Raw genomic sequence first — 19,033 nt, 5'->3', positions numbered from 1 at the left:
TTTGTTGCTGCTTCTACCCCTCCTGTCCCTGAGCGCGCTCTGGGGCTTTGTCCTCAACCTGACCGTGGGCGACGGCCAGGCCCTCCTACGGGCCGACGCGCTGTACCAGTCGATCGGGGTCACGTCGACGGAGCTGGGGGTACAGCTTCAGGCAGAGCGTGCCCGCTCCCTGGTGGCGATCACCTCGCGCAAGCTCACCCAGGACCTCGGCGCCCAGCGCACCCGCACGGACGAGGCCGTGGACGACTACCGCAAGGCGCTCGTCCAGGCCGACGACGACATCGGCGGGGAACTGCGCGCCCCCATCGACATCCTGGACACCGAGCTGCGCCGGCTCGACAGCGTCCGCACGGCGATCGACAGCGGCAACAGCACCCGCCTGTCCGGCCTCAACGAGTACAACCGCATCCTCGACACTCTCTTCCGCCTGTACGACCAGCTCGTCGCCGTGCCCGACCTGCCGATCTTCCAGCAGGCCTCGGCGATGCAGACGATGGGCAACGCCCGCGAGATCGTCGCCAGGGAGCACGCCCTCATCAGCGCCGTCCTGATGGACCGCAAGATGACCGAGGCCGAGGTCGCCGCCTTCACCGAGTACGTCGCCACCCGCAAGTTCCTGCACTCCAGAGGGGTGTCCGCGCTGGACGCCGCGTTGCGGGTGCCGTACCAGAAGGCGTTCGACGGGGACACCTTCGCCGAGTTCGCGCAGGCCGAGGCGCGGATCATCGCGAGCGGCGCGCCGCCGGCCGACGCCGCGCGCTGGGGCGCCACGCTCGACGATCTGTCGGTCCAGCTCGACCGGCTCGGCGTCTCCTCCTCGAAGGTCATCGCCGAGCGCTCCGCGTCGGTCGCGACGACCATCACGGTCAGGATCGCCGTCGCCGGCGGCGTGGGCCTGCTCGCGGTCGTCTCCTCGATCATCATCTCGGTCCGCTTCGGCCGCCGCCTCTCCGCCGAGCTCGGCCGACTCCGCTCGGCCGCCCTGGAACTGGCCGAAGTACGGCTCCCGCAGCTCGTCGAGCGCCTGCGCCGCGGCGAGGAGGTGGACGTGCGGGCCGAGGCCCCGTCCATCAAGGTGAGCGGCTCGGCGGAGATCCGCGACGTGGCGCACGCGTTCGCCTCGGTGCAGCGCACCGCGGTGGCCGCCGCCGTCGGTCAGGCCGCCCTGCGGCGCGGTGTGGGCCAGGTGTTCCTCAACCTGGCCAGGCGCAAGCAGGGCCTGCTGCACCGCCAGCTCGCCCTGCTGGACGGCATGCAGCGCCGTACCGAGGATCCGGACAGCCTGGACGACCTGTTCCGGCTCGACCACCTGACCACCCGCATGCGGCGGCACGCCGAGGGCCTGATCATCCTGTCGGGCGCGCCGCCCGGCCGGGCCTGGCGCAAGCCCGTCGCCGTGCTCGACGTGGTCCGGGCGGCGATCGCCGAAGTCGAGGACTATGTCAGGGTGAGCGTCCAGTCGATGCCCGCCGCGGCCCTCGACGGCGCCGCCGCGGCCGACCTCACCCACCTGGTCGCCGAGCTGATCGAGAACGCCACGATCTACTCCCCGCCGAATACCACGGTGCAGGTCCGGGGTGACGCGGTGAGCAACGGTTACGTGATCGAAGTGGAGGACAGAGGACTCGGGCTCACGCCCGAGGAGTACGCCAGGTTCAACGATCTCCTGGTCAACCCGCCGGAGTTCGACCTGGCCGACAGTGACAGGCTCGGGCTTTTCGTGGTGGCCAGGCTGGCCCAGCGGCACGAGGCGAAGGTGCTCCTGCGCGCGTCGCCGTTCGGCGGCACCACGGCCATCATCCTGGTACCCCGTACGCTGCTCGTCGACAAGGACTCGCTGCCGCCCACCGACGAGGAGCCCGCACTTCCGCACCGCCGGCGGAAGCCGCTGGCGATCGTCGGCGGTGGCGGTCGCGAGTCGAGGCAGGACGGCACCCACGCCGGCCTGCCCCGCCGGGTACGCCAGACCAACCTCGCGCCCCAGCTCAAGGCGCAGCCGGAGGACCCACAGCCCGAGCAGAAGACAGAACGCTCTCCCGACGAGGTACGCGACCTGTTCTCCGCGTTCCAGCGGGGTACCCAGCGTGCCCGAGCGGAAGAGACCATGGAGGGGGATACGTGACAACACCTACCACCAACACCGGTGAGCTGAACTGGCTCCTCGACGACCTCACCACCCGGGTGGGCGCGGTACGGCAGGCCGTGATCCTGTCCACCGACGGCCTGGCGATCGGCTTCTCGCGCGGGCTGTCGCGCGAGGACGCCGAGCACCTGTCCGCGGTCGCGTCCGGGTTCCAGAGCCTAGCCCGCGGCGCCGGCCGTCACTTCGGCGGCGGTGACGTCCGCCAGACCATCGTGGAGATGGAGTCGGCGTTCCTGTTCGTCACGGCCGCTGGGCAGGGCACCTGCCTGGCCGTGCTCGCCAACTCCGACGCCGACGTCGGCCACATCGCCTATGAGATGGCGATGCTGGTCAAGCGGGTGGGTCAGCACATCTCGACGAATCCGCGAGCAGCATCGTCATGAACACCCCGCAGTGGATGGACGAGGAGGCCGGACCATTCGTCCGGCCTTACGCGCTGACCAGAGGCCGCACCAGGTCCTCCGGCGCGGTCCTCGACCTCATCGCGACGGTGAGCACGACGGGCGAGTCGCCCGGGGACCTCGGTCCCGAGCAGGAACTGATCCTGAAAGCTGCCCACACCCCCATCTCGGTGGCCGACGTGGCCGTCGAGCTCGACCTGCCGGTCGGCGTCGTCCGGGTCTTACTCGGCGACCTGCGTGACAACGGCCTCATCTCGGTGTCGTCCCCCTCCGCGGCGGGGCCGCGCCCGAATGAGCGCATTCTCAAGGAAGTGATCAATGGACTCCGGGCTCTCTGAGGAACCCGTAGCGCTGAAGATCCTGGTCGCCGGCGGGTTCGGCGTCGGGAAGACCACCCTGGTCGGCGCTATCAGCGAGATCAAGCCGCTGAAGACGGAGGAAGTGCTCTCCGACCGCGGCATCGGCGTGGACGACCTCGACGGCGTCGAGGGCAAGACCACGACCACGGTCGCCATGGACTTCGGCCGGATCACCATCCGCGACGGCCTGGTCGTCTACCTGTTCGGCACGCCCGGCCAGGAACGCTTCTGGTTCATGTGGGACGAGCTGTCCTACGGCGCGCTCGGCGCGGTCGTCATCGCCGACACCCGGCGGCTGACCGACTGCTTCCCCTCCATCGACTACTTCGAGCAACGGGGCACGCCCTTCGTCGTCGCGGTGAACTGCTTCGACGGCGCGGCCAGGCACAGCATCGAGGACGTGCGGGGCGCGCTCGACCTGGACGACGACGTCCCCGTGCTGCTGTGCGACGTGCGGCGGAGGACCTCCGCCAAGCAGGTCATGATCGCGCTGGTGGAACACTCGCTGAGGACGCTCACCACCGCGGGCTAGAGCGCCCGCAGCCCGTTGATCACCTCGCGCAGCAGGCGCTCGGTCGGCGACGCGGCCGCCGCCAGCGGCGGCCGCACGAGGATCAGCCCGTGGTCGAGCAGATCTCCGAGCAGCACCCGGACCACGCCGACCGGCAGTCCCAGCTCCGAGGAGAGCTCGACGATCGGGCGGGTACGGCTGCGCGTCACATGACCGAGCAGCCGCCGGTGCTGCACGCTCAGCTCGGCCTGCGCGGGCACCGGTACGCCGGTGGCCGCCACCATGGCCAGCAGGTCGAGCGCCGCCGACGAGGGCCTCGTCCGCCCCCTGGTCATCGCGTACGGCCGGACGACCGGTCCGGCCTCCTCGTCGAGCCATTCCATGTCACTCACCGCTCTGAGCCCCCCTCCTGCTCACTGTCCTGGCGGCCGCGCTGCCAACCCGACTGGAGGGAGGACAGCAGCGCTCTGGCCTCCTCGGGAGAGCGCTCCTCCGCGGGTGGCGGTGCCGGTTCTTTCAGTTTCGGGGGCAGGTTGACCTGCCGTACCCTGCGGGGCAGGTCCTGCCCGGTGGCCGGTGCCGCGGTGAGCGCGGCCGGCTCGGTGTCCCGCTTGGTGGTGGTGCGCGTCCTGCGCGGCAGGCCACCGCTCGCCTCCCTTTCGATCGCCGCCGTCGGCAGGTGGACCAGCTCGGGCAGCTCGACCGGCAGCGGGAGCTGTTCCAGCAGGGCGGTGGGCACCAGCACCACCGCCGTGGTCCCGCCGTACGGCGAGGGCTTCAGCGTGACGGCGATGCCGTGCCGGGCGGCCAGCAGGCCGACCACCGCGAAGCCGAGACGCTCGGTCAGGGACGGGTCGAACTCGGGCGGGCTGGCCAGCCGGGCGTTGATCGCCTCACGGTCCTTGTCGAGCATGCCGAGCCCGCGGTCCTCGATCTCCACGACGTAGCCTCTGCCGACCGGCTCGCCTCGGACGGAGACCTCGTTGCCGGGTGAGGAGAAGGAGGTCGCGTTCTCCATGAGCTCGGCGAACAGGTGCATCAGGTCGGCGACGCAGGAGCCGGACACGCCGCACTCGGGCATCGGGTAGACGCGGATCCTGGTGTAGTCCTCCACCTGCCCGGCGGCGCCGCTGAGCACGTCCTCGATCGGGATGGTGCCGCGCCACCGGCGGCCCGCGACGCCGCCGGACAGCAGCACCAGGCCCTCGGCGTGGCGGCGCATGCGGGTGGTGAGGTGGTCGAGCTTGAACAGGTTCTCCAGCGCCTCGGGGTCCTCGGCGTGGCTCTGCATGTGGTCGAGCAGCTTGAGCTGGCGCTGCAGCAGCGACTGGCTGCGGCGGGCCAGGTTCCGCAGCGCCTCGGAGACGCCCTCGCGCAGCCGCGCCTGTTCGATCGCCGCCTCGACGGCGGTGCTCTGCACGGTGTCGAAGGCGGTGGCCAGGTCCCTGACCTCGCTGGTGGCGTTGGGCCCGATGACGATCGGCGGGGCTTCCCGGGGGACGTCGACGCGTTCGCCGCGGCGCAGGCGGGCCACCACGCGCGGGAGCCGTACCTCGGCGAGTTCGATCGCGGTGCCGCGCAGTCTGGCCAGTTCCTTGGTGATGACCTGGCCGACGCGGACGGAGACGACGATGGAGAAGCCGACCGCGATCAGGCCGATCACGCCGGCGATTCCCGCGCTCAGCAGGATCGAGAAGCCCGCCGGCTTCATCCGGGACAGCAGCAGGTCTCCGGCCTCCCCGGTGCCCGCGTTGAACGTCTTCAGGACCGGCTCGGCCTGCCGCCGCCAGGTGTCGAGGGCGGGCGGGGACGCCGAGTTGAAGGCGGCGATGGAGCCCATCAGGCTGATGTAGCCGGGTGAGCCGGCCAGCCGGTCGAACGAGGCGCGCAGTTCGCCGTCGAGGTCGGTCCGCGCCTTGTCGAAGAGCAGGACCCGGTTGCCGTCGAGTCTGGCCAGCAGGTCGCGGTCGGCCGCGTCGAGCGTCGCTCCGGCGGCCACGATCAGCGTGTGCTCGCGGTGCAGGATCTCCTGCGCCTGCTCGCCGGCGATCACGCCGTTGGCCTGCCGGTAGAGCTCGACGTCGGTGGAGAGGGCGATCGTGCCGTAGAGGCGGTAGACCGAGTCGGAGATCGCGGCGTAGTCGCCGACCAGCCTGGTCGGGGTCAGCACCCCGTCGTCCACCCCTCGCCTGATCTCGCCCAGCCGGTCCACCTGAGCGAAGACACCGGCGAGCTGGATCTTCATGTCGTGCGTCAGTGCCGCCTGGGTGTCGTCTGACTCTACGGCGTCGATGAGCCGCTTCCTGGCCTTGTCGGTCTGCGAGCGCTGCCGCGCCAGGGCGGCGGGCGCGTTGGTGACGCCGTCCAGCCGCTCGGCCGAGGCGAGACGTTCCAGTTGCAGCTCGTCGACCAGGTCGTCCGCCTGGTTGATCACGCCTGTCCAGAACGTGTCGACTTTCAGCAGGTTCAGCGCGGCCCCGGTGGTCGTGCTCGCCGCGTATCCCCAGAGGGCGACGAGGGATACCAGCGGGACCACCAGCAAAGTCGCGATCTTGAATCGAATGGATCGGCCCGATGCCATGACACCCGCTCCCGCATAGAAGATCGCGGGAGAGAATAGCACTGGCTAACGTGAATATCTTGTCTCATTTGTGACATGTCAGGAAATTGACGCGTATCGTAGGGATCTTGTCCGAACCCAGGTCAACTGCACCAGGCGTAGCGCCAGCATCCCCAGCAGTGCCACCTCGGCCCCGAGCAGGACCCGCTCCACCAGACCGATCAGCACCCGGTCGCCGGGCAGCGCCACATAGGTGATCGCCAGCAGGCCGAACCCGCCCGCCAGCGCCAGCCACTCCACCGGCCGCGCGATCGCCTTCCACCGCTCGTCGGCCGCGAAGCGCGGCACCAGCAGGGCGCCTGCGGCGGGCAGGGCCAGGAACGCCGCCACCGACACGTACCGGTGGATCTGCGCCGTCAGCGTCATGTCCTCGCCCAGTGGCGTGGTCGGGATGACCGCGGCCACCAGCAGCGCCGCGCTCCACACCCCCATCAGCCACTCGGGCAGCCCCCGGACCGGCGCCCCCGCCGCCCTCAGCCCTGCCATCAACACCAGCGACCCCAGGCCCAGCACCGCCATCGCCACTTCCGTGACGCCCCCGCGGTCGGCCACGGCGTACTCGCTGATGGTCACGTTCATCGGGTCGAGGTAGGGGTCGGGGACGATCTGCCCGATCACCACCGCCACCACCGAGAACGCGATCGCAGCGAACGCGATCAGCGGATAGAGCCTTTTCACCGAGGTCATGTGACCAGCTTGCGCCACCCACCCGAAACGGACATCCGGCGAATCCCCTACCCCACCCCTGACCCACCCCTGATCTCCGGGCGGAACCCGGAGCACAGGACGCGCATCCAGGTGATGCGATCGTCTTCGGCCGCGTAGTACGCCTGCTGCTCCACCACGAAGCGGTCCGCTCCGCTGCGGACGCGGAAACGGTAGGAGACGTGCTCGCGGTCGCCCACCCGGCCCGTCCGGATCGAGCACAGCCGCTCGATGTGGTCTCCGGAGTCGAACCAGTGACCGAGGACGATGCCGTCCACGATCTGCTCCGGGATCGTCGCGTCCCAGTGGGCGCCGGGGGTCAGTGCCCGGAAGTCGACCCGGTCGGCGAGCAGCGCCCGCAGCGCGGCCCCGTCCTTGACGGCCAGGGCCCGCGCGAACCGTTCCCCCAGCGTCGCTTTCACGAGTCCGTACGGTCCCCGGCCTGGAAGGTCACCGGGCGGCCGTGCTCCTTCCACGCCCCCAGCCCGCCGTCGAGGTGCGCGACGTCGGTGTACCCGAGCCGCTGCAGGGTCTGCGCGCCCAGCGCGGACCGGCCGCCGGAGGCGCAGTACAGGATGGTCGGCGCCGAAGGGTCGAACTCGGCGCGGTGGTAGGGGCTGGACGGGTCGGCCCAGAACTCCAGCATCCCCCGGGGCGCCTGCACCGCGAGCGGGATCGCGCCGTCGCGCCGTACCTCGTCGGCCTCGCGCAGGTCGACCAGGGTGACCTTGCCGGATTCGAGCGCCTCGGCGACCTCGGTCACCGACATGTTGCGGACCTCTTCCCTGGCGTGCGCCACCAGGTGCTTGACGGAGTCGCTCATCGTCTTCTCCCCCTCTGTTTCCGAGTGATACCGGCCATTCGACCCCCACCGGGCAGATCGCGCATCCGTGCTCGGTACGGAATCGCGGTCGGTGGCGGATACTCGCCTCATGGGTGCCGATGCGCTGCGGGCCGCCGGAGTGACAGCCCGCGAACTCGAAGTCTTCTGGCTCGTCGGGGACCGCCTGCAGAATCGGGAGATCGCCGACAGCCTGCGCCTGTCGGAGCGGACCGTGGAGAGCCACGTGTCGTCCCTGCTGCGCAAGCTCGGCGGGTCGAACCGCCTGGCCCTGGTCGACGCGGCGACGCGGCTGCGGGCCCGCCGGGATCCCGGCAGCGTGCTGCCCAGGCCGCTGTCGTCGTTCGTGGGGCGCACCCGGGAGATCGAGGATCTGCACCGGCTGGTCGGCGTCCACCGGCTGCTCACCCTCACCGGTCCCGCCGGAACCGGCAAGACGCGGCTGGCGCTGCACCTGGCCCACTCGGTGACCTCGCTGCCGCCCGCTGTACTCGTCGATCTCGCGGCCGTGCCGTTCGCCGACCTCGTGGAGCGGGCGTTCGGGGTCGCTCTCGGCGTCTCCGGAGACGGGCGCCGATTACGCGGCCTGATCCGCGGGTCGCTGGCCGAGGGCAAGCACTGGCTCGTGGTGGACAACTGCGAACACGTGACCGCCGGGGCGGCGGAGCTGCTCGCCGACCTGCTGGCCACCACGGAACACCTCCATGTGCTGGCCACCAGCCACGGGCCGCTGGGCGTCGCCGGGGAGGTCGTCTACGAGATCCCGCCACTGCCGCTGCCCGAGGAGCTCGACGATCCCCCGGCCGTGCTGGGCGCCGCCGCCGGACGGCTGTTCGCCGACCGCGCCGCCGCCGTCTCGACCGGCTTCGAGATCACCGCGGCCAACGCCCGGGACGTCGCGACGATCTGCCGCCGCCTGGACGGCCTGCCGCTGGCCATCGAACTCGCGGCCGCCCGGATCCGCTTCTTCTCACCGGCCGAGCTGCTGGCCCGCCTGGACAACCGCTTCGCGCTCCTCACCGGCGGCGTGCAGGGCGCCCCCAACCGGCATCGCACGCTGGAGGAGGCCCTGCGCTGGAGCTACGAGCTGCTGAGCGACGAGGAGCGGCTGCTGTTCGAGCGATGCTCGGTGTTTCCCGGCGAGTTCGACTACGACACCGCCGTCCAGGTCCTCGCCTATCCCCCGCTGGACTCAGCCGACCTGGTCAGGCTCTTCCCGCGCCTGCTGGACCGCTCCCTGGTCTCCCGCCGCCTGCGCGACCAGACCACCGAATACCGCCTGCTGGACAGCGTCCGGCAGTTCGCCGCCCGGCAGCTCGCCGCCCGCGGCGCCGCCGGAACCGCCCACGAACAGCACGCCCGCCACCATCTGGGGTACGCCCTGGCCGCCCTGCCCGACCTGCGCGGCCGGGACCAGGCCGGGGCGCTGCACTGGTTCGACCGCCACTGCGCGGACCTGCGTATCGCGATGCACTGGGCGCTCGATCGGGCCGACCCCACTCCCGCCTGGGAGTTCGTCGCGGGCGTGGGCAGCGCCTGGGAGATCCTCGGCTCCCGCGGCGAGCTGTACGACTGGCTCGAACGGCTCCTCGAACGCCCACTGCCGCAGGGTTCCCTGCGCGCCAAGGCCGCGGTCGCCTGCTCGATCCTGCTCGCCTACCAGGACACCGCGCGGGCCCAGGCGTTCGCCGAACAGACCCACGTCGACCACGGCAGCGACACCGACAAGGCCCTCCTCCACCTGGCCCTCGGCTGGGCGATGATGTACGGCGAGCACCGCCCGGCCGCGATCGGGCACCTGGAGGAGGCGGCCACCCGCTTCGAGCGGCTGGGCGACGACTGGCACCGCGCCCTGGCGCTGTCCGGCCTCGCCTCGGCCGGTTCCGACACCGACACCGCCGTGACCCGGCTGGCCCACGCCGCCGACCTTTTCGGCCGCCTCCACGACCAGGTCAAGCGCGCCAACTGCTTCAACGCGATGGCCAGCCGCGCGATCGAGGCCCGTACCCGCCTGGACGAGGCGGCTCTCTGGCTGGCCGAGGCCGCGCGCCTGGCCCGCGCCAGCGGCAACCACCACGAGCGGCTGCACGCCGAGGTGCACCGGGCCGCCCTGGATCAGCAACTGGGCGACCACACCACCGCCGAGGCGCGGTTCGTCGGGCTCCTCGTCGAGTTCCGCCGGATCGGGGACCACCGCTGCACGGCCCGCTGCCTGATCGGCCTCGGCCGTGCCGCGACGTACGGCGGCGACCACTTCCGGGCCGTGCTCCGCCTCACCGAGGGCACCGATCTCGCCGTCGCCGTCGGCGATCTCCGCGCCACCCTGACCGGCCTGCACCTGCTCGCCGGGGCCAATCTCGCGGCCGGTCGCGCCGAGCGGGCCGCCGCCCTGCTCGGCGCCGCCGAACGCCTCGACCCCGAGCACCGCGAGGGCCTCGTCCCCGATGCGGACCTGGGGGCGGCCCTGCGCGAACGCCTCGGCCCCGAGACCTTCGCCGCCGCCCTGGCCACCGGCACCGAGACACCGCTGAGCGAGCTGCTGTCCTCCTGATTCAGGACGGACAGCCTTAAGAGCGGGCGCCGCCGATCAGCAGGTAGGCACGCGTCACCCGCGCACGCCCAGCAGGTGTTCCAGCGCGAGCTGGTTGAGCCGGGTGAAGTGGTAGCCGCGGGCGGCGGCCGCGTCGGCGTCGAACTCCTCGTCCACCAGGTCGGCCAGGCTCTCGCCGGGGGCCAGGGTGGGCCGGGCCAGTTCGCCGACCCTGGAGTCGGCCAGCGCCTCGACGACCTCGGGATCGGCCCGGAACGCCCTGGCCTTCTCCCGCAGGATGAGGTACGTGCGCATGTTGGCCGCCGCCGACACCCACACGTCGGCCGCGTCCTCGGTGCGCGGCGGCTTGTAGTCGAAGTGCCGGGGACCGTCGTATCCGCCGTGCTCCAGCAGGTCGACCAGGAAGAAGGCGCTCTTCACATCGCCGTGACCGAAGACCAGGTCCTGGTCGTACCGGGGGCCGTGCTGGCCGTTGAGGTCGAGGTGGAAGAGCTTGCCGTGCCACAGCGCCTGCGCGACGCCGTGCACGAAGTTGAGCCCGGCCATCTGCTCGTGCCCGACCTCGGGGTTGAGCCCGACCATCTCGGGGTGTTCGAGCTCGTTGACGAAGGCCAGCGCGTGGCCGATGGTGGGCAGCAGGATGTCGCCGCGCGGCTCGTTCGGCTTGGGCTCGATGGCGAAGCGGAGGTCGTAGCCCTGCGCCAGGACGTAGTCGCAGAGCAGGTCCATGGCCTCCTTGTACCTGTCCAGCGCGGCCCTGACATCCTTGGCCGCGTCCGACTCGGCCCCCTCCCGCCCACCCCAGCACACATACGTGGTCGCGCCCAGCGACGCCGCCAGATCCAGATTCCTGACCACCTTGCGTACGGCGTGGCGGCGCACATCCCGATCGTTGCTGGTGAACGCGCCGTCCTTGAACACCGGGTGGGTGAACAGGTTCGTGGTCGCCATCGGCACCTTGAGCCCGGTCTCCTCCAGCGCCTTGCGGAACGAGGCGATCGCCCGGTCCCGGTCGGGGTCGGTGGCCAGCAGGTCGTCGTCGTGGAAGGTCACACCGTACGCGCCCAGCTCGGCCAGCCGGTGCACGCTCTCCACCGGGTCGAGCGGTGCCCTGGACGCGTCGCCGAACGGGTCGCGCGCCTGCCAGCCGACCGTCCACAGGCCGAAGGTGAAGCGGTCATCGGGGGTGGGCTCGTACATGGCGATCTCCCGACTTAGTCTAGATTGTGGACTAAATATCCCTCCGGCCGTGGAAAGGGTCAAGGGTGACGCGAGCCGTCCGGCACGACGCGATGCGCGCCAGGAACATGGCGCTGGTGCTCGGCGAGGTGAGCCGGAACGGGCAAGCCACCCGCGCCGAGCTGGCCGGGCGCACGGGCCTGACCAAGACCACGGTCTCCCGCCTGGTCGGCGACCTGATCTCGGCGGGTATCGCGGTCGAGAGCGAGGCCCGCTACGGCGAGCGCGGCCGGCCGGGAGTACCGGTCGCCGTCAGCGGCCACCGGCACGCCGCGCTCGGCCTGGAGATCAACGTCGACCACCTGTCCGTGTGCGTGGTGGACCTGGCCCGGACCGTACGGCACCGCCGTACGCTGCCCGGCGACAACCGGGGCTCCGACCCGGCCGAGGTGATGACCCGGCTGCGCGCCATGGCCGTCGAGGCGGTCGAGCGGACCGGCCTGACGATCGCCGGAGGGGTGCTGGCCGTGCCGGGACCCGCCGTGCCCGCCGACGGGCTGGTGCGCAGCGCGCCGAACCTGGGGTGGCACGAGGTCCAGCCGGTCGAACTGCTCGGCCTGCCCTTCCCGGTGAGCGTGGACAACGAGGCGAACCTGGCGGCGCTGGGCGAGCTGTGGTTCGGGTCCGGCGTGCGGGACTTCCTGTTCGTCTCCGGGGAGGTCGGGATCGGGGCGGGGCTGGTGGTGAACGGGGAACTGTTCAGGGGGGCGCGGGGGTTCGCGGGCGAACTGGGCCACATGGTGGTGCGCCCGGACGGGCCGCTGTGCCGCTGCGGCGGACGCGGCTGCCTCGAACGCTACACAGGCGCGGAAGCCCTGCTCGGCGACGCGAGAACCGTCCCCGAACTGATTGCCCGCTTGGCAGATCCGGCGAACGATGGGGCTTCCGGCGAAACGGATGGCTCAGCAAAGCCGCTCGACGACGTGAGCCGTGTCGAGGAAGCAGGCACCGCGCTGGGGGTGGCGCTCGCGTCGGCCGTGCACCTGGTGGATCCCGGCGCGATCGTCCTCGGCGGGATCTTCACCCCGCTCTTCCCCTGGATCCACGCCCCCGTCGAGACCGCACTCCAGGAACGCCTGGGCGGTCTCACCGGCGGCCCGCCACCCCTGACGATCTCCACCGCCGGACCCGACGCGGCGGTGCTGGGCGCGGCGGGCCAGGTGCTCCAGCGCGTGATCGCCGACCCCGCCGCTCTGATCACACTTACAACCCCGAGGGATCCCGCCCCACGCTGATCTCCTCGGCAATCTTGCGGATCTCCTCCTGCTGGATGCCGGGCGCGCTCGGCAGGCGGCGCTGCAGCACCTCGGCGACCTCCTCCACCGGCCGCCCCGCGAACCCCTGGGCGATCTCGTGCACCGTCGTGAACAGCGCTCCGTCGCTCCTCTGCGTCAGATCGGCCATCTCTCCGCCCCCGTCGTTCGTCATTCTCCGGGGGTACGGTACGACCTCCCACCGACACTTTCGCGCTACGACTCGTGGGTTTTCCGCACCGCCGTACAGATCTCGTCGAGTTGGCGGACCTGGTCGGGGGTGAGGGGGTCGAAGAGGCTGCGCCGTACCTCGTCGACGTGGCCGGGGGCGGCTTCGGCCAGCGCGTGGAAGCCCGCGTCGGTCAGTGTGGCGATGTTGCCGCGCCGGTCGGCGGTGTGCCTGGAGCGGCTGACCCAGCCTCGCTCCTCCAGCCGCGCGACCGCGTGCGAGAGGCGGCTCTGCGAGCACTGCGTCCGGCGGGCGAGCTCGTTCATGCGCATCGAGCGGCCGGGGGACTCCGAGAGCCCTACCAAGATCATGTAATAGGTATGCGGCATGCCGGCCTCGCGCTGGAGCTGCCGGTCCAGCGCCTCCTGCACGAGTTGGGTGGCGGCCAGGAAGTTGCGCCAGGTGCGCTGCTCGTCGTCGTCCAGCCATCGCGTCATGCGCCCTAGCTTATTTGAACTCTCATGTATATTGTTAGTTGAGAGTTCAAAGGAGTTCGCCATGCCCGTCCAGCGCCTCAACCACGCCGTCCTCTACGTCAGGAACGTCGAGCGCAGCGTCGACTTCTACCGCGAGGCCCTCGGCTTCAAGGTGGTCATGAGCATGCCCGGAGCCGCCTTCCTGCAGGCCTCGGGCTCGACCAACGACCACGACCTCGGCCTGTTCGAGATCGGCGCCCAGGCCGGCGCGTCCCCGGCGGGCCGCTCGACCGTCGGCCTGTACCACCTGGCCTGGGAGGTGGACACGCTCGCCGAACTGGAGCGCGTCGCCATCAAGCTGGGCGATCTCGGCGCCATGGTCGGCGCCAGCGACCACTCCACCACCAAGGCGCTGTACGCCAAGGACCCCGACGGCCTGGAGTTCGAGGTCTCCTGGCTGGTCCCCGCCGCCCTGCTGACCGAGGAGGTGCTGCGGCGGCGCGCCCGCGTGCTCCCGCTCGACCTGGCCGCCGACAAGGAGCGGTACGGCGCCGAGACCCTCGGCGGCATCGGCGTATCCATTCCCGGCTGAGCGGCCATACTTTCGGTCCTACTCCGATAACGACCGGTTAGGACCGAAATGTCGATCGCGCTGGCCGCCTTGGAGCACCCCTGTCCGCTGATCCGGGGCGGCGTCATCGACGCCCTGCTCAAGCTGGGATTCGGCATGGTGATGCTGTTCGCCCACCCGGCCCTCACCTTCGCCTGAGGTCCCGGGTTACCGTGGAGGTATTCCTTCCGTTCGGTTTTGGAGCGCGGCCATGCGAAGCGACCCTGACCACGTCCTCGACGCGATCGACGGCGCCGTGGAGGACTGGGAGAGCCTGAGCGCCGATGCGATGCGCTGGGCTCCCCCGGAACACGACGGCACGCCCGACTTCCTGGACGAGATGACCAAGACCTTCGGCCCACTCGCCGCCTCGGTCCTGCAGGTGCTGCGACCACTCGGCGAGGCGGTCATCCGCCCGGTGTCGGACTTCCTGGACAGCCCGGTCGGCCAGCGGCTGGTCGAACTGGGCAGCGCTCCCGAGCAGCCGCTGGAGTTGGAGGCGGCGCCGGTAACCGAGACGGCGTGCCAGTGCCTGTGCTTCCGGCATCTCGACCAGCCGGACATCTGCACGAACGAGGCCGTCGCCGGGGGCGGCATCCCGATGTGCGGGCCGTGCCGTGCGGCGGTGGGGCCCGGCCGCTGACCTAGCGGCGGCGGATCTTGACGTCGCGCATGTCGGTCGACGACACCGGGCTCGCAGGATCTCCTCCCGCTCCCGCTCGGTGCGCCTGGTGAGTAGATCACTGCAAGTCACGCCTCCGCAGCCCCACCAGCCCCAACCCGAGCAGCAGCGCACTCAGCACGCCCAGCACCACCGGCGCCATCGTGTACGGCTCACCCGACACCGTGTTCGGCACATAGTGGAACGGCTCCACCCGGCTCCACCCCCACAGCCCGACCAACGGCCCGAGCAGATCCCCGCAGACGAAGACCACCGCCCACACCGCCCACGAGATCGCCACCGCCGCCCGTGGCACCATCCCGTAGGCGAGCACCGCGACGGCCCCGACCAGCCAGGCGGCGGGCACATGCCCGGCGGCGGCCCCGACGATCCGCGGCAGATCAGTCCCCAGATCCCCCATGACCAGCGAGTACACCACCCCGGTGACGCCCCCGCCCACCACCAGCAGCCCAGCGGTCCCGAGCGCCGCCACCACCACATGCCCCCCGGCCCACCCGATCCTGCTCACCCCCGCCGCGAGTACGGCTTCCGCCCGCCCCGAGCTCTCCTCCGCGCGCAGCCGCTGCACCATCAGCACCGGGAAGAGGGCGACCGTGTAGGCGAACAGCAGCAGGATGAGCCACAGGTAGGCGTCGACCGGGCTGCCGGACGGGCCACCGTACCTGTGCAGGAACCCTTGGAGTATGTGGCCGGGCTGGTCGGCGAGCTGCGGCGTCAGGTTGCTCACCCCCGCGAAGACGAGGGCCGCCATGGTCACCCCCGCCGTCCACTTCGCCAGCAGGCCCCGGTTCAGCCGCCAGGCGAGGCTGATCGGGCCGCGCAGGCTCGGCGCGCCGGCGGGGCCCGCGCGTTCGGGCAGCAGTCCGCCGCCCAGGTCCCGGCGCGCGACCAGGGCGCAGGCGACGGCCGCCAGCACGGCGGCGGCGATCACCGGCACGGCGAGCATCCACCACCGCTCCTCGGCGTAGGCGCGGACGAGGTGGCTCCAGCCCAGCGGGGAGAGGTACGTGAGCCAGGGCAGTCCGGTGGCGTCGCCTAGGTAGCGCAGCGCGTAGGCGACGCCCAGGGCCGACAGGGAGATCGTGGTGACCGTACGGCCTCTGCGGACGAGCTGGGCGGCGACCGCCGCGATGGCGGCGAACACCCAGCCGGCCGCGGTGATCGAGGCGCCGTACGCGATCGACCCCGTGGGCTCGATGCCCCGGGCCACCAGCGCGGCCGTGGTCAGGGCACCGGCGACCAGGCTCGTCAGGCCGGCCACCAGCAGAGCCGCGGCCACCGGGGCGCGGCGGCCGATCGCGCCCGCGGCGAGCAGTTCCAGGCGTCCGTTCTCCTCCTCGGCCCTGGTGTGCCGGACCACGCTCAGCAGGGCCGCCAGCCCGGCCAGCAGGTACAGCAGGCCGCCGCTGCGCTGGGCGGCCATCGCGCCGAGGCTCGGCTCCGGCACGGGACCGCCGATGGCCAGGAAGATCGGGTTGCGGCCGATCGTCTCGGCGTAGACGGCGAGCTCCTGCTGAGTGGGGAAGTAGGTCGTGATGTAGGAGATCAGGCCGGTCGCCAGCATCACGACGACCAGGATCCAGGCGGGCGCGACCAGCCGTTCGCGGCGCAGCGCCAGCCGTACCAGCGTGCCCGTGCCCTTCATCGCGCGCTCTGGTAGTGGCGCATGAACAGGTCCTCCAGCGTGGGCGGGCTGCTGGTGAGGGCGAGCACGCCGACGGCGGTCAGGCGGGACAGCACCGAGTTCAGCGCGGCGGAGTCGACCGTGCAGACCAGGTGGCGCCCGTCGATCCGCACGTCGTGGACGCCGGGGAGGTCGGGCACCGGGCCGTCGAGCTCGGCGGTGACGGTCGTGCGGGTCAGGTGGCGCAGCTCGCTCAGCGTGCCCGACTCGGCCAGGCGTCCGTCGCGGATGATGCTCACCCGGTCGCAGAGCCGTTCCACCTCCGACAGGATGTGGCTGGACAGCAGCACGGTCCTGCCCCGCCCCCGCTCCTCCTCGACGGTCTGCTGGAAGACGGCCTCCATCAGCGGATCGAGGCCCGCCGTGGGCTCGTCCAGGATGAGCAGCTCGGTGTCCGACGCGAAGGCCGCCACCAGGGCGACCTTCTGCCGGTTCCCCCGGGAGTAGGTCCCGCACCGCTTGCGCGGATCCAGCGCGAAGCGTTCGAGCAGCTCGGTACGGCGGGCGGCACCGATCCCGCCGCGCAACCGACCCAGCAGGTCGATCACCTCGCCCCCGGTCAGTGACGGCCAGAGAGTGACATCGCCGGGGACATAGGCGACCCTGCGGTGTAACTCGGCCGCCTCCCGCCACGGATCGCCGCCGAGCAGCCGGGCGGTGCCGCCGTCCGCGCGGACCAGACCGAGCAGGACGCGGATGGCGGTGGACTTCCCCGCGCCGTTGGGGCCGAGAAACCCGTGCACCTCCCCCACCCGCACGGACAGGTCCAGCCCGTCGAGCGCCCGGGTACGCCCGAACGACTTGCGCAACCCCGTGACCTCGACCGCCTTCATGCCCGCACCCGCGTCGGCTGCGCATCGGGGGCGACGCTGGTGAAGGTGATCTGCTCTGTGCGCGTCATGTCCATCCTTGCTAGCTATTTCAGCCCTGACTGAACTAGCTAGCACTGTACTCCCACGGTCTGCCGTCAAGGCAAGGCTTCTGCTTACGCGGTCCAGTGCCCCGAGTGAGTGAGCGGCGGCGACAGCTTCGTGTCGGCGTCACCCTTGGCCGCGTCCAGCTGCGACTGCAGGAGGAAGATGGTTCCGGTCAGGTCGGCGCCACCGAGGTTCGCGCCCCTGAAGTCGGCGCCGATGACGTCGGCCATCCGCAGGTCGGCGCCCCTGAGGTCGGCGCCGATCAGATAGGCCCCTCTGAGGCTGGCCCCGCGCAGGTCGGCGCCCTTGAGCTTGGCGCCCATGAGGTCGGCCCCCCTGCGGTCCGGCCTCTTCCCCCGCACACTGGACCGCGCGAGCTCGCTCGCCCGCAGCAGCAGGGCATTCGCCGCCTGCCAGTACGTCCCGGCGTCCACCTTCAGGAGCGCCTCAGGGGTACCGCCGGTCAGCTCCGCGATCTCGTCCCGCAGCCGCCCGAGCTCACCGTGAAGCTGACGGGCGGGCTCCAGTGTCAGCGCCTCCCCCAGGTACCAGAGCAGCTCGTGAAGCTGCCGCATCACCGGGAACACCTCGTACATCTGCTTCGCGGTCCCCGGCGCCTCCCGCCAGTCCCGCCCGCCGTAGGTGACCTGGGAGACCTTCTGCCCCGCCCCGAAGCAGTCGTACACGGTGCAGCCCGGAAAGCCCCGCTGCCTGAGACTCGTGTGGATCCCGCACTTGAAGTCCTGCCGCAGGTTGGGGCAGGACGTCCCGGCGGGCTTGTCGATCGCGAAGTCCGCCGAAGCGGTGAACGCGGGCACGACGCAGCACAGGCCGAAACAGCTCGCACAGTCGGCCCTCAGGCTGGAATCGCGGTTCTCAGACAAGCCCATGGTCTCCTAACACACTCATCTCAACCCTGCCAGCGTAGCCCTTCACCCCGCACATCCAGGACTTGACCAGGGCTTTCCTTGATCTCCCAGTCGCTTGCTGTCAGCCCGGCTGCTCATCCGTCCAGCCGATCTTCTCGTACGCCAAGGAAAGGTCTCGGCGGCGAGGTCGTCGGCGATCTGCGTACCGAGACGTCCTTCACGCTTCCTTCGGTTGACCGTGTGGGCGGCTACGCTGACGGCCCTCCGGGATGATCCCGGAGGGCCGTCGGTGTGGAACGTCTAGGAAAGGAGGCTGCCGCTCTCCGTGGGCTGCAGTTCCTCCTGCCTGGTGAGGTTGACCTCGATCCTGTGGTCGTCCTCGTCCTTGGCGAGCCAGCGATAGGCGGGGAACTCCGCCTCCTGGCCGTCGACATGGATGAGAACCCTGTCCAGGAACCAGCCGGGGCAGTCTCCGGAGTTGTCGTGGCCGATGTCGATGCTCTCCACTTCCCCGACCGAGGACAGCTCCAGGGTGAAGTGGTCGACGGAGTCACGCTCGAAGTTGTCCGCGTCGTTGTCGAGGTCGGCCGGACCGACCGAGCCCTCGGTTCCGTAGATCTTGATGTAGACGTTGGCGTCTGTCCCTGCGTCGGGAACATTCCCGCCGCCGCTGCCCCAAAGTGCCCGGAAGTTGTTGACATTGTCCGGGTTGGCGGTGCTGTGTTCGTTGAACACGATCCAGTTCACCGGCTTGTAGTAGACGTGGCTGGCGTCCGGCGTGGTAAGCGAACCGGTGTACCGGTAGTACGTGCGGTTCACCGGGAGCAGGTCCTGGAGGTCGATGGCGTAGACGTTCTTGGAGGTGCCGACGGTGGTCGGCGGGTCCAGCAGGAGTTCGTCATGATGCGTCCACCCGAGGTTGCTGCTGTCCACCAGGACCGACAGGACCACATAGCCCTTGGCGGCGCCGTCCAACTCGTGGACCAGGTGGGCCTCGACGGGG

The 19,033-nt window shown here is 70.9% G+C and carries 21 protein-coding genes; 9 read left to right on the top strand and 12 right to left on the bottom strand.

What is annotated here, in order from left to right; all coding sequences use genetic code 11:
• Window positions 1-4: 4 nt before the first annotated feature.
• Genes ABZ911_RS24980 through ABZ911_RS24965 form a run of 4 tightly spaced genes read left to right on the top strand, consistent with a single transcriptional unit; the run spans window position 5 to window position 3,435 of the window.
• On the top strand, window positions 5-2,122 hold the full coding sequence (locus ABZ911_RS24980) for a nitrate- and nitrite sensing domain-containing protein (RefSeq protein ID WP_358060322.1): 2,118 nt from the start codon (window positions 5-7) through the stop codon (window positions 2,120-2,122).
• The gene (locus ABZ911_RS24975; protein WP_358060319.1) at window positions 2,119-2,526 is read left to right on the top strand and encodes a roadblock/LC7 domain-containing protein; all 408 of its coding nucleotides are present in this window, start codon (window positions 2,119-2,121) and stop codon (window positions 2,524-2,526) included. Before ABZ911_RS24980 ends, ABZ911_RS24975 begins: the two co-directional genes overlap by 4 nt.
• Window positions 2,523-2,882, top strand: a complete 360-nt coding sequence (locus ABZ911_RS24970) for a DUF742 domain-containing protein (protein ID WP_358060316.1) — start codon at window positions 2,523-2,525, stop codon at window positions 2,880-2,882. The genes ABZ911_RS24975 and ABZ911_RS24970 overlap by 4 nt, the downstream gene beginning before the upstream one ends.
• The gene (locus ABZ911_RS24965) at window positions 2,863-3,435 is read left to right on the top strand and encodes an ATP/GTP-binding protein (RefSeq protein ID WP_358060313.1); all 573 of its coding nucleotides are present in this window, start codon (window positions 2,863-2,865) and stop codon (window positions 3,433-3,435) included. Before ABZ911_RS24970 ends, ABZ911_RS24965 begins: the two co-directional genes overlap by 20 nt.
• Here the strand turns inward: ABZ911_RS24965 and ABZ911_RS24960 are convergent.
• The 5 genes from ABZ911_RS24960 to ABZ911_RS24940 form a co-directional block, all read right to left on the bottom strand.
• The gene (locus ABZ911_RS24960; protein ID WP_358060417.1) at window positions 3,432-3,797 is read right to left on the bottom strand and encodes a DUF742 domain-containing protein; all 366 of its coding nucleotides are present in this window, start codon (window positions 3,795-3,797) and stop codon (window positions 3,432-3,434) included. The genes ABZ911_RS24965 and ABZ911_RS24960 overlap by 4 nt on opposite strands.
• Window positions 3,798-3,802: 5 nt before the next feature.
• Window positions 3,803-5,950, bottom strand: coding sequence for a nitrate- and nitrite sensing domain-containing protein (locus ABZ911_RS24955; protein WP_358060414.1), 2,148 nt, complete (start codon window positions 5,948-5,950; stop codon window positions 3,803-3,805).
• Between the two features lie 123 nt (window positions 5,951-6,073).
• Complete coding sequence (locus ABZ911_RS24950) at window positions 6,074-6,721, bottom strand: DUF998 domain-containing protein (protein ID WP_358060310.1); 648 nt, start codon at window positions 6,719-6,721, stop codon at window positions 6,074-6,076.
• A 47-nt stretch (window positions 6,722-6,768) separates the two neighbouring features.
• Window positions 6,769-7,161 carry a hypothetical protein gene (locus tag ABZ911_RS24945; protein WP_358060307.1) on the bottom strand — a complete coding sequence of 131 codons (393 nt, stop codon included), beginning with the start codon at window positions 7,159-7,161 and terminating at the stop codon, window positions 6,769-6,771.
• Entirely contained in the window at window positions 7,158-7,562 is a 405-nt protein-coding gene (locus ABZ911_RS24940; RefSeq protein WP_358060304.1) for a rhodanese-like domain-containing protein, read from the bottom strand. Before ABZ911_RS24940 ends, ABZ911_RS24945 begins: the two co-directional genes overlap by 4 nt.
• Window positions 7,563-7,671: 109 nt before the next feature.
• Here ABZ911_RS24940 and ABZ911_RS24935 point away from each other — a divergent pair, with 109 nt between their 5' ends.
• Window positions 7,672-10,131, top strand: coding sequence for a LuxR C-terminal-related transcriptional regulator (locus ABZ911_RS24935; protein ID WP_358060301.1), 2,460 nt, complete (start codon window positions 7,672-7,674; stop codon window positions 10,129-10,131).
• Between the two features lie 54 nt (window positions 10,132-10,185).
• Here the strand turns inward: ABZ911_RS24935 and xylA are convergent, their stop codons facing one another.
• On the bottom strand, window positions 10,186-11,337 hold the full coding sequence (gene xylA / locus ABZ911_RS24930) for a xylose isomerase (RefSeq protein WP_358060411.1): 1,152 nt from the start codon (window positions 11,335-11,337) through the stop codon (window positions 10,186-10,188).
• A 59-nt stretch (window positions 11,338-11,396) separates the two neighbouring features.
• Here xylA and ABZ911_RS24925 point away from each other — a divergent pair, with 59 nt between their 5' ends.
• A complete protein-coding gene (locus ABZ911_RS24925) occupies window positions 11,397-12,605 on the top strand; it encodes an ROK family transcriptional regulator (RefSeq protein WP_358060298.1) in 1,209 nt (402 codons plus the stop codon).
• Here ABZ911_RS24925 and ABZ911_RS24920 read toward each other — a convergent pair.
• Entirely contained in the window at window positions 12,574-12,798 is a 225-nt protein-coding gene (locus tag ABZ911_RS24920; protein ID WP_358060295.1) for a hypothetical protein, read from the bottom strand. The two genes, ABZ911_RS24925 and ABZ911_RS24920, sit on opposite strands and share 32 nt — an antisense overlap.
• A gap of 41 nt (window positions 12,799-12,839) precedes the next feature.
• Window positions 12,840-13,289 (bottom strand): MarR family transcriptional regulator, encoded by a 450-nt coding sequence (locus ABZ911_RS24915; RefSeq protein WP_358060292.1) that lies wholly within the window; start codon window positions 13,287-13,289, stop codon window positions 12,840-12,842.
• Window positions 13,290-13,350: 61 nt separating this feature from the next.
• On the opposite strand from ABZ911_RS24915, the gene ABZ911_RS24910 reads away from it, so the two are divergent.
• The 3 genes from ABZ911_RS24910 to ABZ911_RS24900 are packed head-to-tail and all read left to right on the top strand — an operon-like array spanning window position 13,351 to window position 14,521.
• Complete coding sequence (locus tag ABZ911_RS24910; RefSeq protein ID WP_358060289.1) at window positions 13,351-13,860, top strand: VOC family protein; 510 nt, start codon at window positions 13,351-13,353, stop codon at window positions 13,858-13,860.
• A gap of 48 nt (window positions 13,861-13,908) precedes the next feature.
• Window positions 13,909-14,037, top strand: coding sequence for a hypothetical protein (locus ABZ911_RS24905; protein ID WP_358060286.1), 129 nt, complete (start codon window positions 13,909-13,911; stop codon window positions 14,035-14,037).
• Window positions 14,038-14,089: 52 nt separating this feature from the next.
• Complete coding sequence (locus ABZ911_RS24900; protein ID WP_358060283.1) at window positions 14,090-14,521, top strand: hypothetical protein; 432 nt, start codon at window positions 14,090-14,092, stop codon at window positions 14,519-14,521.
• 97 nt (window positions 14,522-14,618) lie between these two features.
• On the opposite strand, the gene ABZ911_RS24895 is transcribed toward ABZ911_RS24900, so the two are convergent.
• From ABZ911_RS24895 to ABZ911_RS24880, 4 genes are all read right to left on the bottom strand, one after another.
• Window positions 14,619-16,205, bottom strand: coding sequence for a polyketide antibiotic transporter (locus ABZ911_RS24895; protein WP_358060280.1), 1,587 nt, complete (start codon window positions 16,203-16,205; stop codon window positions 14,619-14,621).
• Window positions 16,202-17,077 carry an ABC transporter ATP-binding protein gene (locus ABZ911_RS24890; RefSeq protein ID WP_358060277.1) on the bottom strand — a complete coding sequence of 292 codons (876 nt, stop codon included), beginning with the start codon at window positions 17,075-17,077 and terminating at the stop codon, window positions 16,202-16,204. The genes ABZ911_RS24895 and ABZ911_RS24890 overlap by 4 nt, the downstream gene beginning before the upstream one ends.
• Window positions 17,078-17,229: 152 nt before the next feature.
• The gene (locus tag ABZ911_RS24885) at window positions 17,230-18,051 is read right to left on the bottom strand and encodes a pentapeptide repeat-containing protein (RefSeq protein WP_358060274.1); all 822 of its coding nucleotides are present in this window, start codon (window positions 18,049-18,051) and stop codon (window positions 17,230-17,232) included.
• A gap of 279 nt (window positions 18,052-18,330) precedes the next feature.
• Complete coding sequence (locus tag ABZ911_RS24880; protein WP_358060271.1) at window positions 18,331-19,005, bottom strand: PLAT/LH2 domain-containing protein; 675 nt, start codon at window positions 19,003-19,005, stop codon at window positions 18,331-18,333.
• Window positions 19,006-19,033: the final 28 nt, after the last annotated feature.

The organism is Nonomuraea sp. NPDC046570 (assembly GCF_040645915.1).
Classification (GTDB): Bacteria; Actinomycetota; Actinomycetes; order Streptosporangiales; family Streptosporangiaceae; genus Nonomuraea.
This window is presented reverse-complemented; position numbering and strand designations above follow the sequence as displayed.

What these genes read in the sequence shown, in the direction of transcription:
- ABZ911_RS24960 (WP_358060417.1), bottom strand. Translation starts at nt 3,797, where the DNA reads ATGGAATGGCTCGACGAGGAGGCCGGACCGGTCGTCCGGCCGTACGCG.
- ABZ911_RS24915 (WP_358060292.1), bottom strand. Translation starts at nt 13,289, where the DNA reads ATGACGCGATGGCTGGACGACGACGAGCAGCGCACCTGGCGCAACTTC.
- ABZ911_RS24890 (WP_358060277.1), bottom strand. Translation starts at nt 17,077, where the DNA reads ATGAAGGCGGTCGAGGTCACGGGGTTGCGCAAGTCGTTCGGGCGTACC.
- ABZ911_RS24965 (WP_358060313.1), top strand. Translation starts at nt 2,863, where the DNA reads ATGGACTCCGGGCTCTCTGAGGAACCCGTAGCGCTGAAGATCCTGGTC.
- ABZ911_RS24920 (WP_358060295.1), bottom strand. Translation starts at nt 12,798, where the DNA reads ATGACGAACGACGGGGGCGGAGAGATGGCCGATCTGACGCAGAGGAGC.
- ABZ911_RS24900 (WP_358060283.1), top strand. Translation starts at nt 14,090, where the DNA reads ATGCGAAGCGACCCTGACCACGTCCTCGACGCGATCGACGGCGCCGTG.
- ABZ911_RS24910 (WP_358060289.1), top strand. Translation starts at nt 13,351, where the DNA reads ATGCCCGTCCAGCGCCTCAACCACGCCGTCCTCTACGTCAGGAACGTC.
- ABZ911_RS24935 (WP_358060301.1), top strand. Translation starts at nt 7,672, where the DNA reads ATGGGTGCCGATGCGCTGCGGGCCGCCGGAGTGACAGCCCGCGAACTC.
- ABZ911_RS24885 (WP_358060274.1), bottom strand. Translation starts at nt 18,051, where the DNA reads ATGGGCTTGTCTGAGAACCGCGATTCCAGCCTGAGGGCCGACTGTGCG.
- ABZ911_RS24895 (WP_358060280.1), bottom strand. Translation starts at nt 16,205, where the DNA reads ATGAAGGGCACGGGCACGCTGGTACGGCTGGCGCTGCGCCGCGAACGG.
- ABZ911_RS24950 (WP_358060310.1), bottom strand. Translation starts at nt 6,721, where the DNA reads ATGACCTCGGTGAAAAGGCTCTATCCGCTGATCGCGTTCGCTGCGATC.
- ABZ911_RS24970 (WP_358060316.1), top strand. Translation starts at nt 2,523, where the DNA reads ATGAACACCCCGCAGTGGATGGACGAGGAGGCCGGACCATTCGTCCGG.
- ABZ911_RS24905 (WP_358060286.1), top strand. Translation starts at nt 13,909, where the DNA reads ATGTCGATCGCGCTGGCCGCCTTGGAGCACCCCTGTCCGCTGATCCGG.
- ABZ911_RS24940 (WP_358060304.1), bottom strand. Translation starts at nt 7,562, where the DNA reads ATGAGCGACTCCGTCAAGCACCTGGTGGCGCACGCCAGGGAAGAGGTC.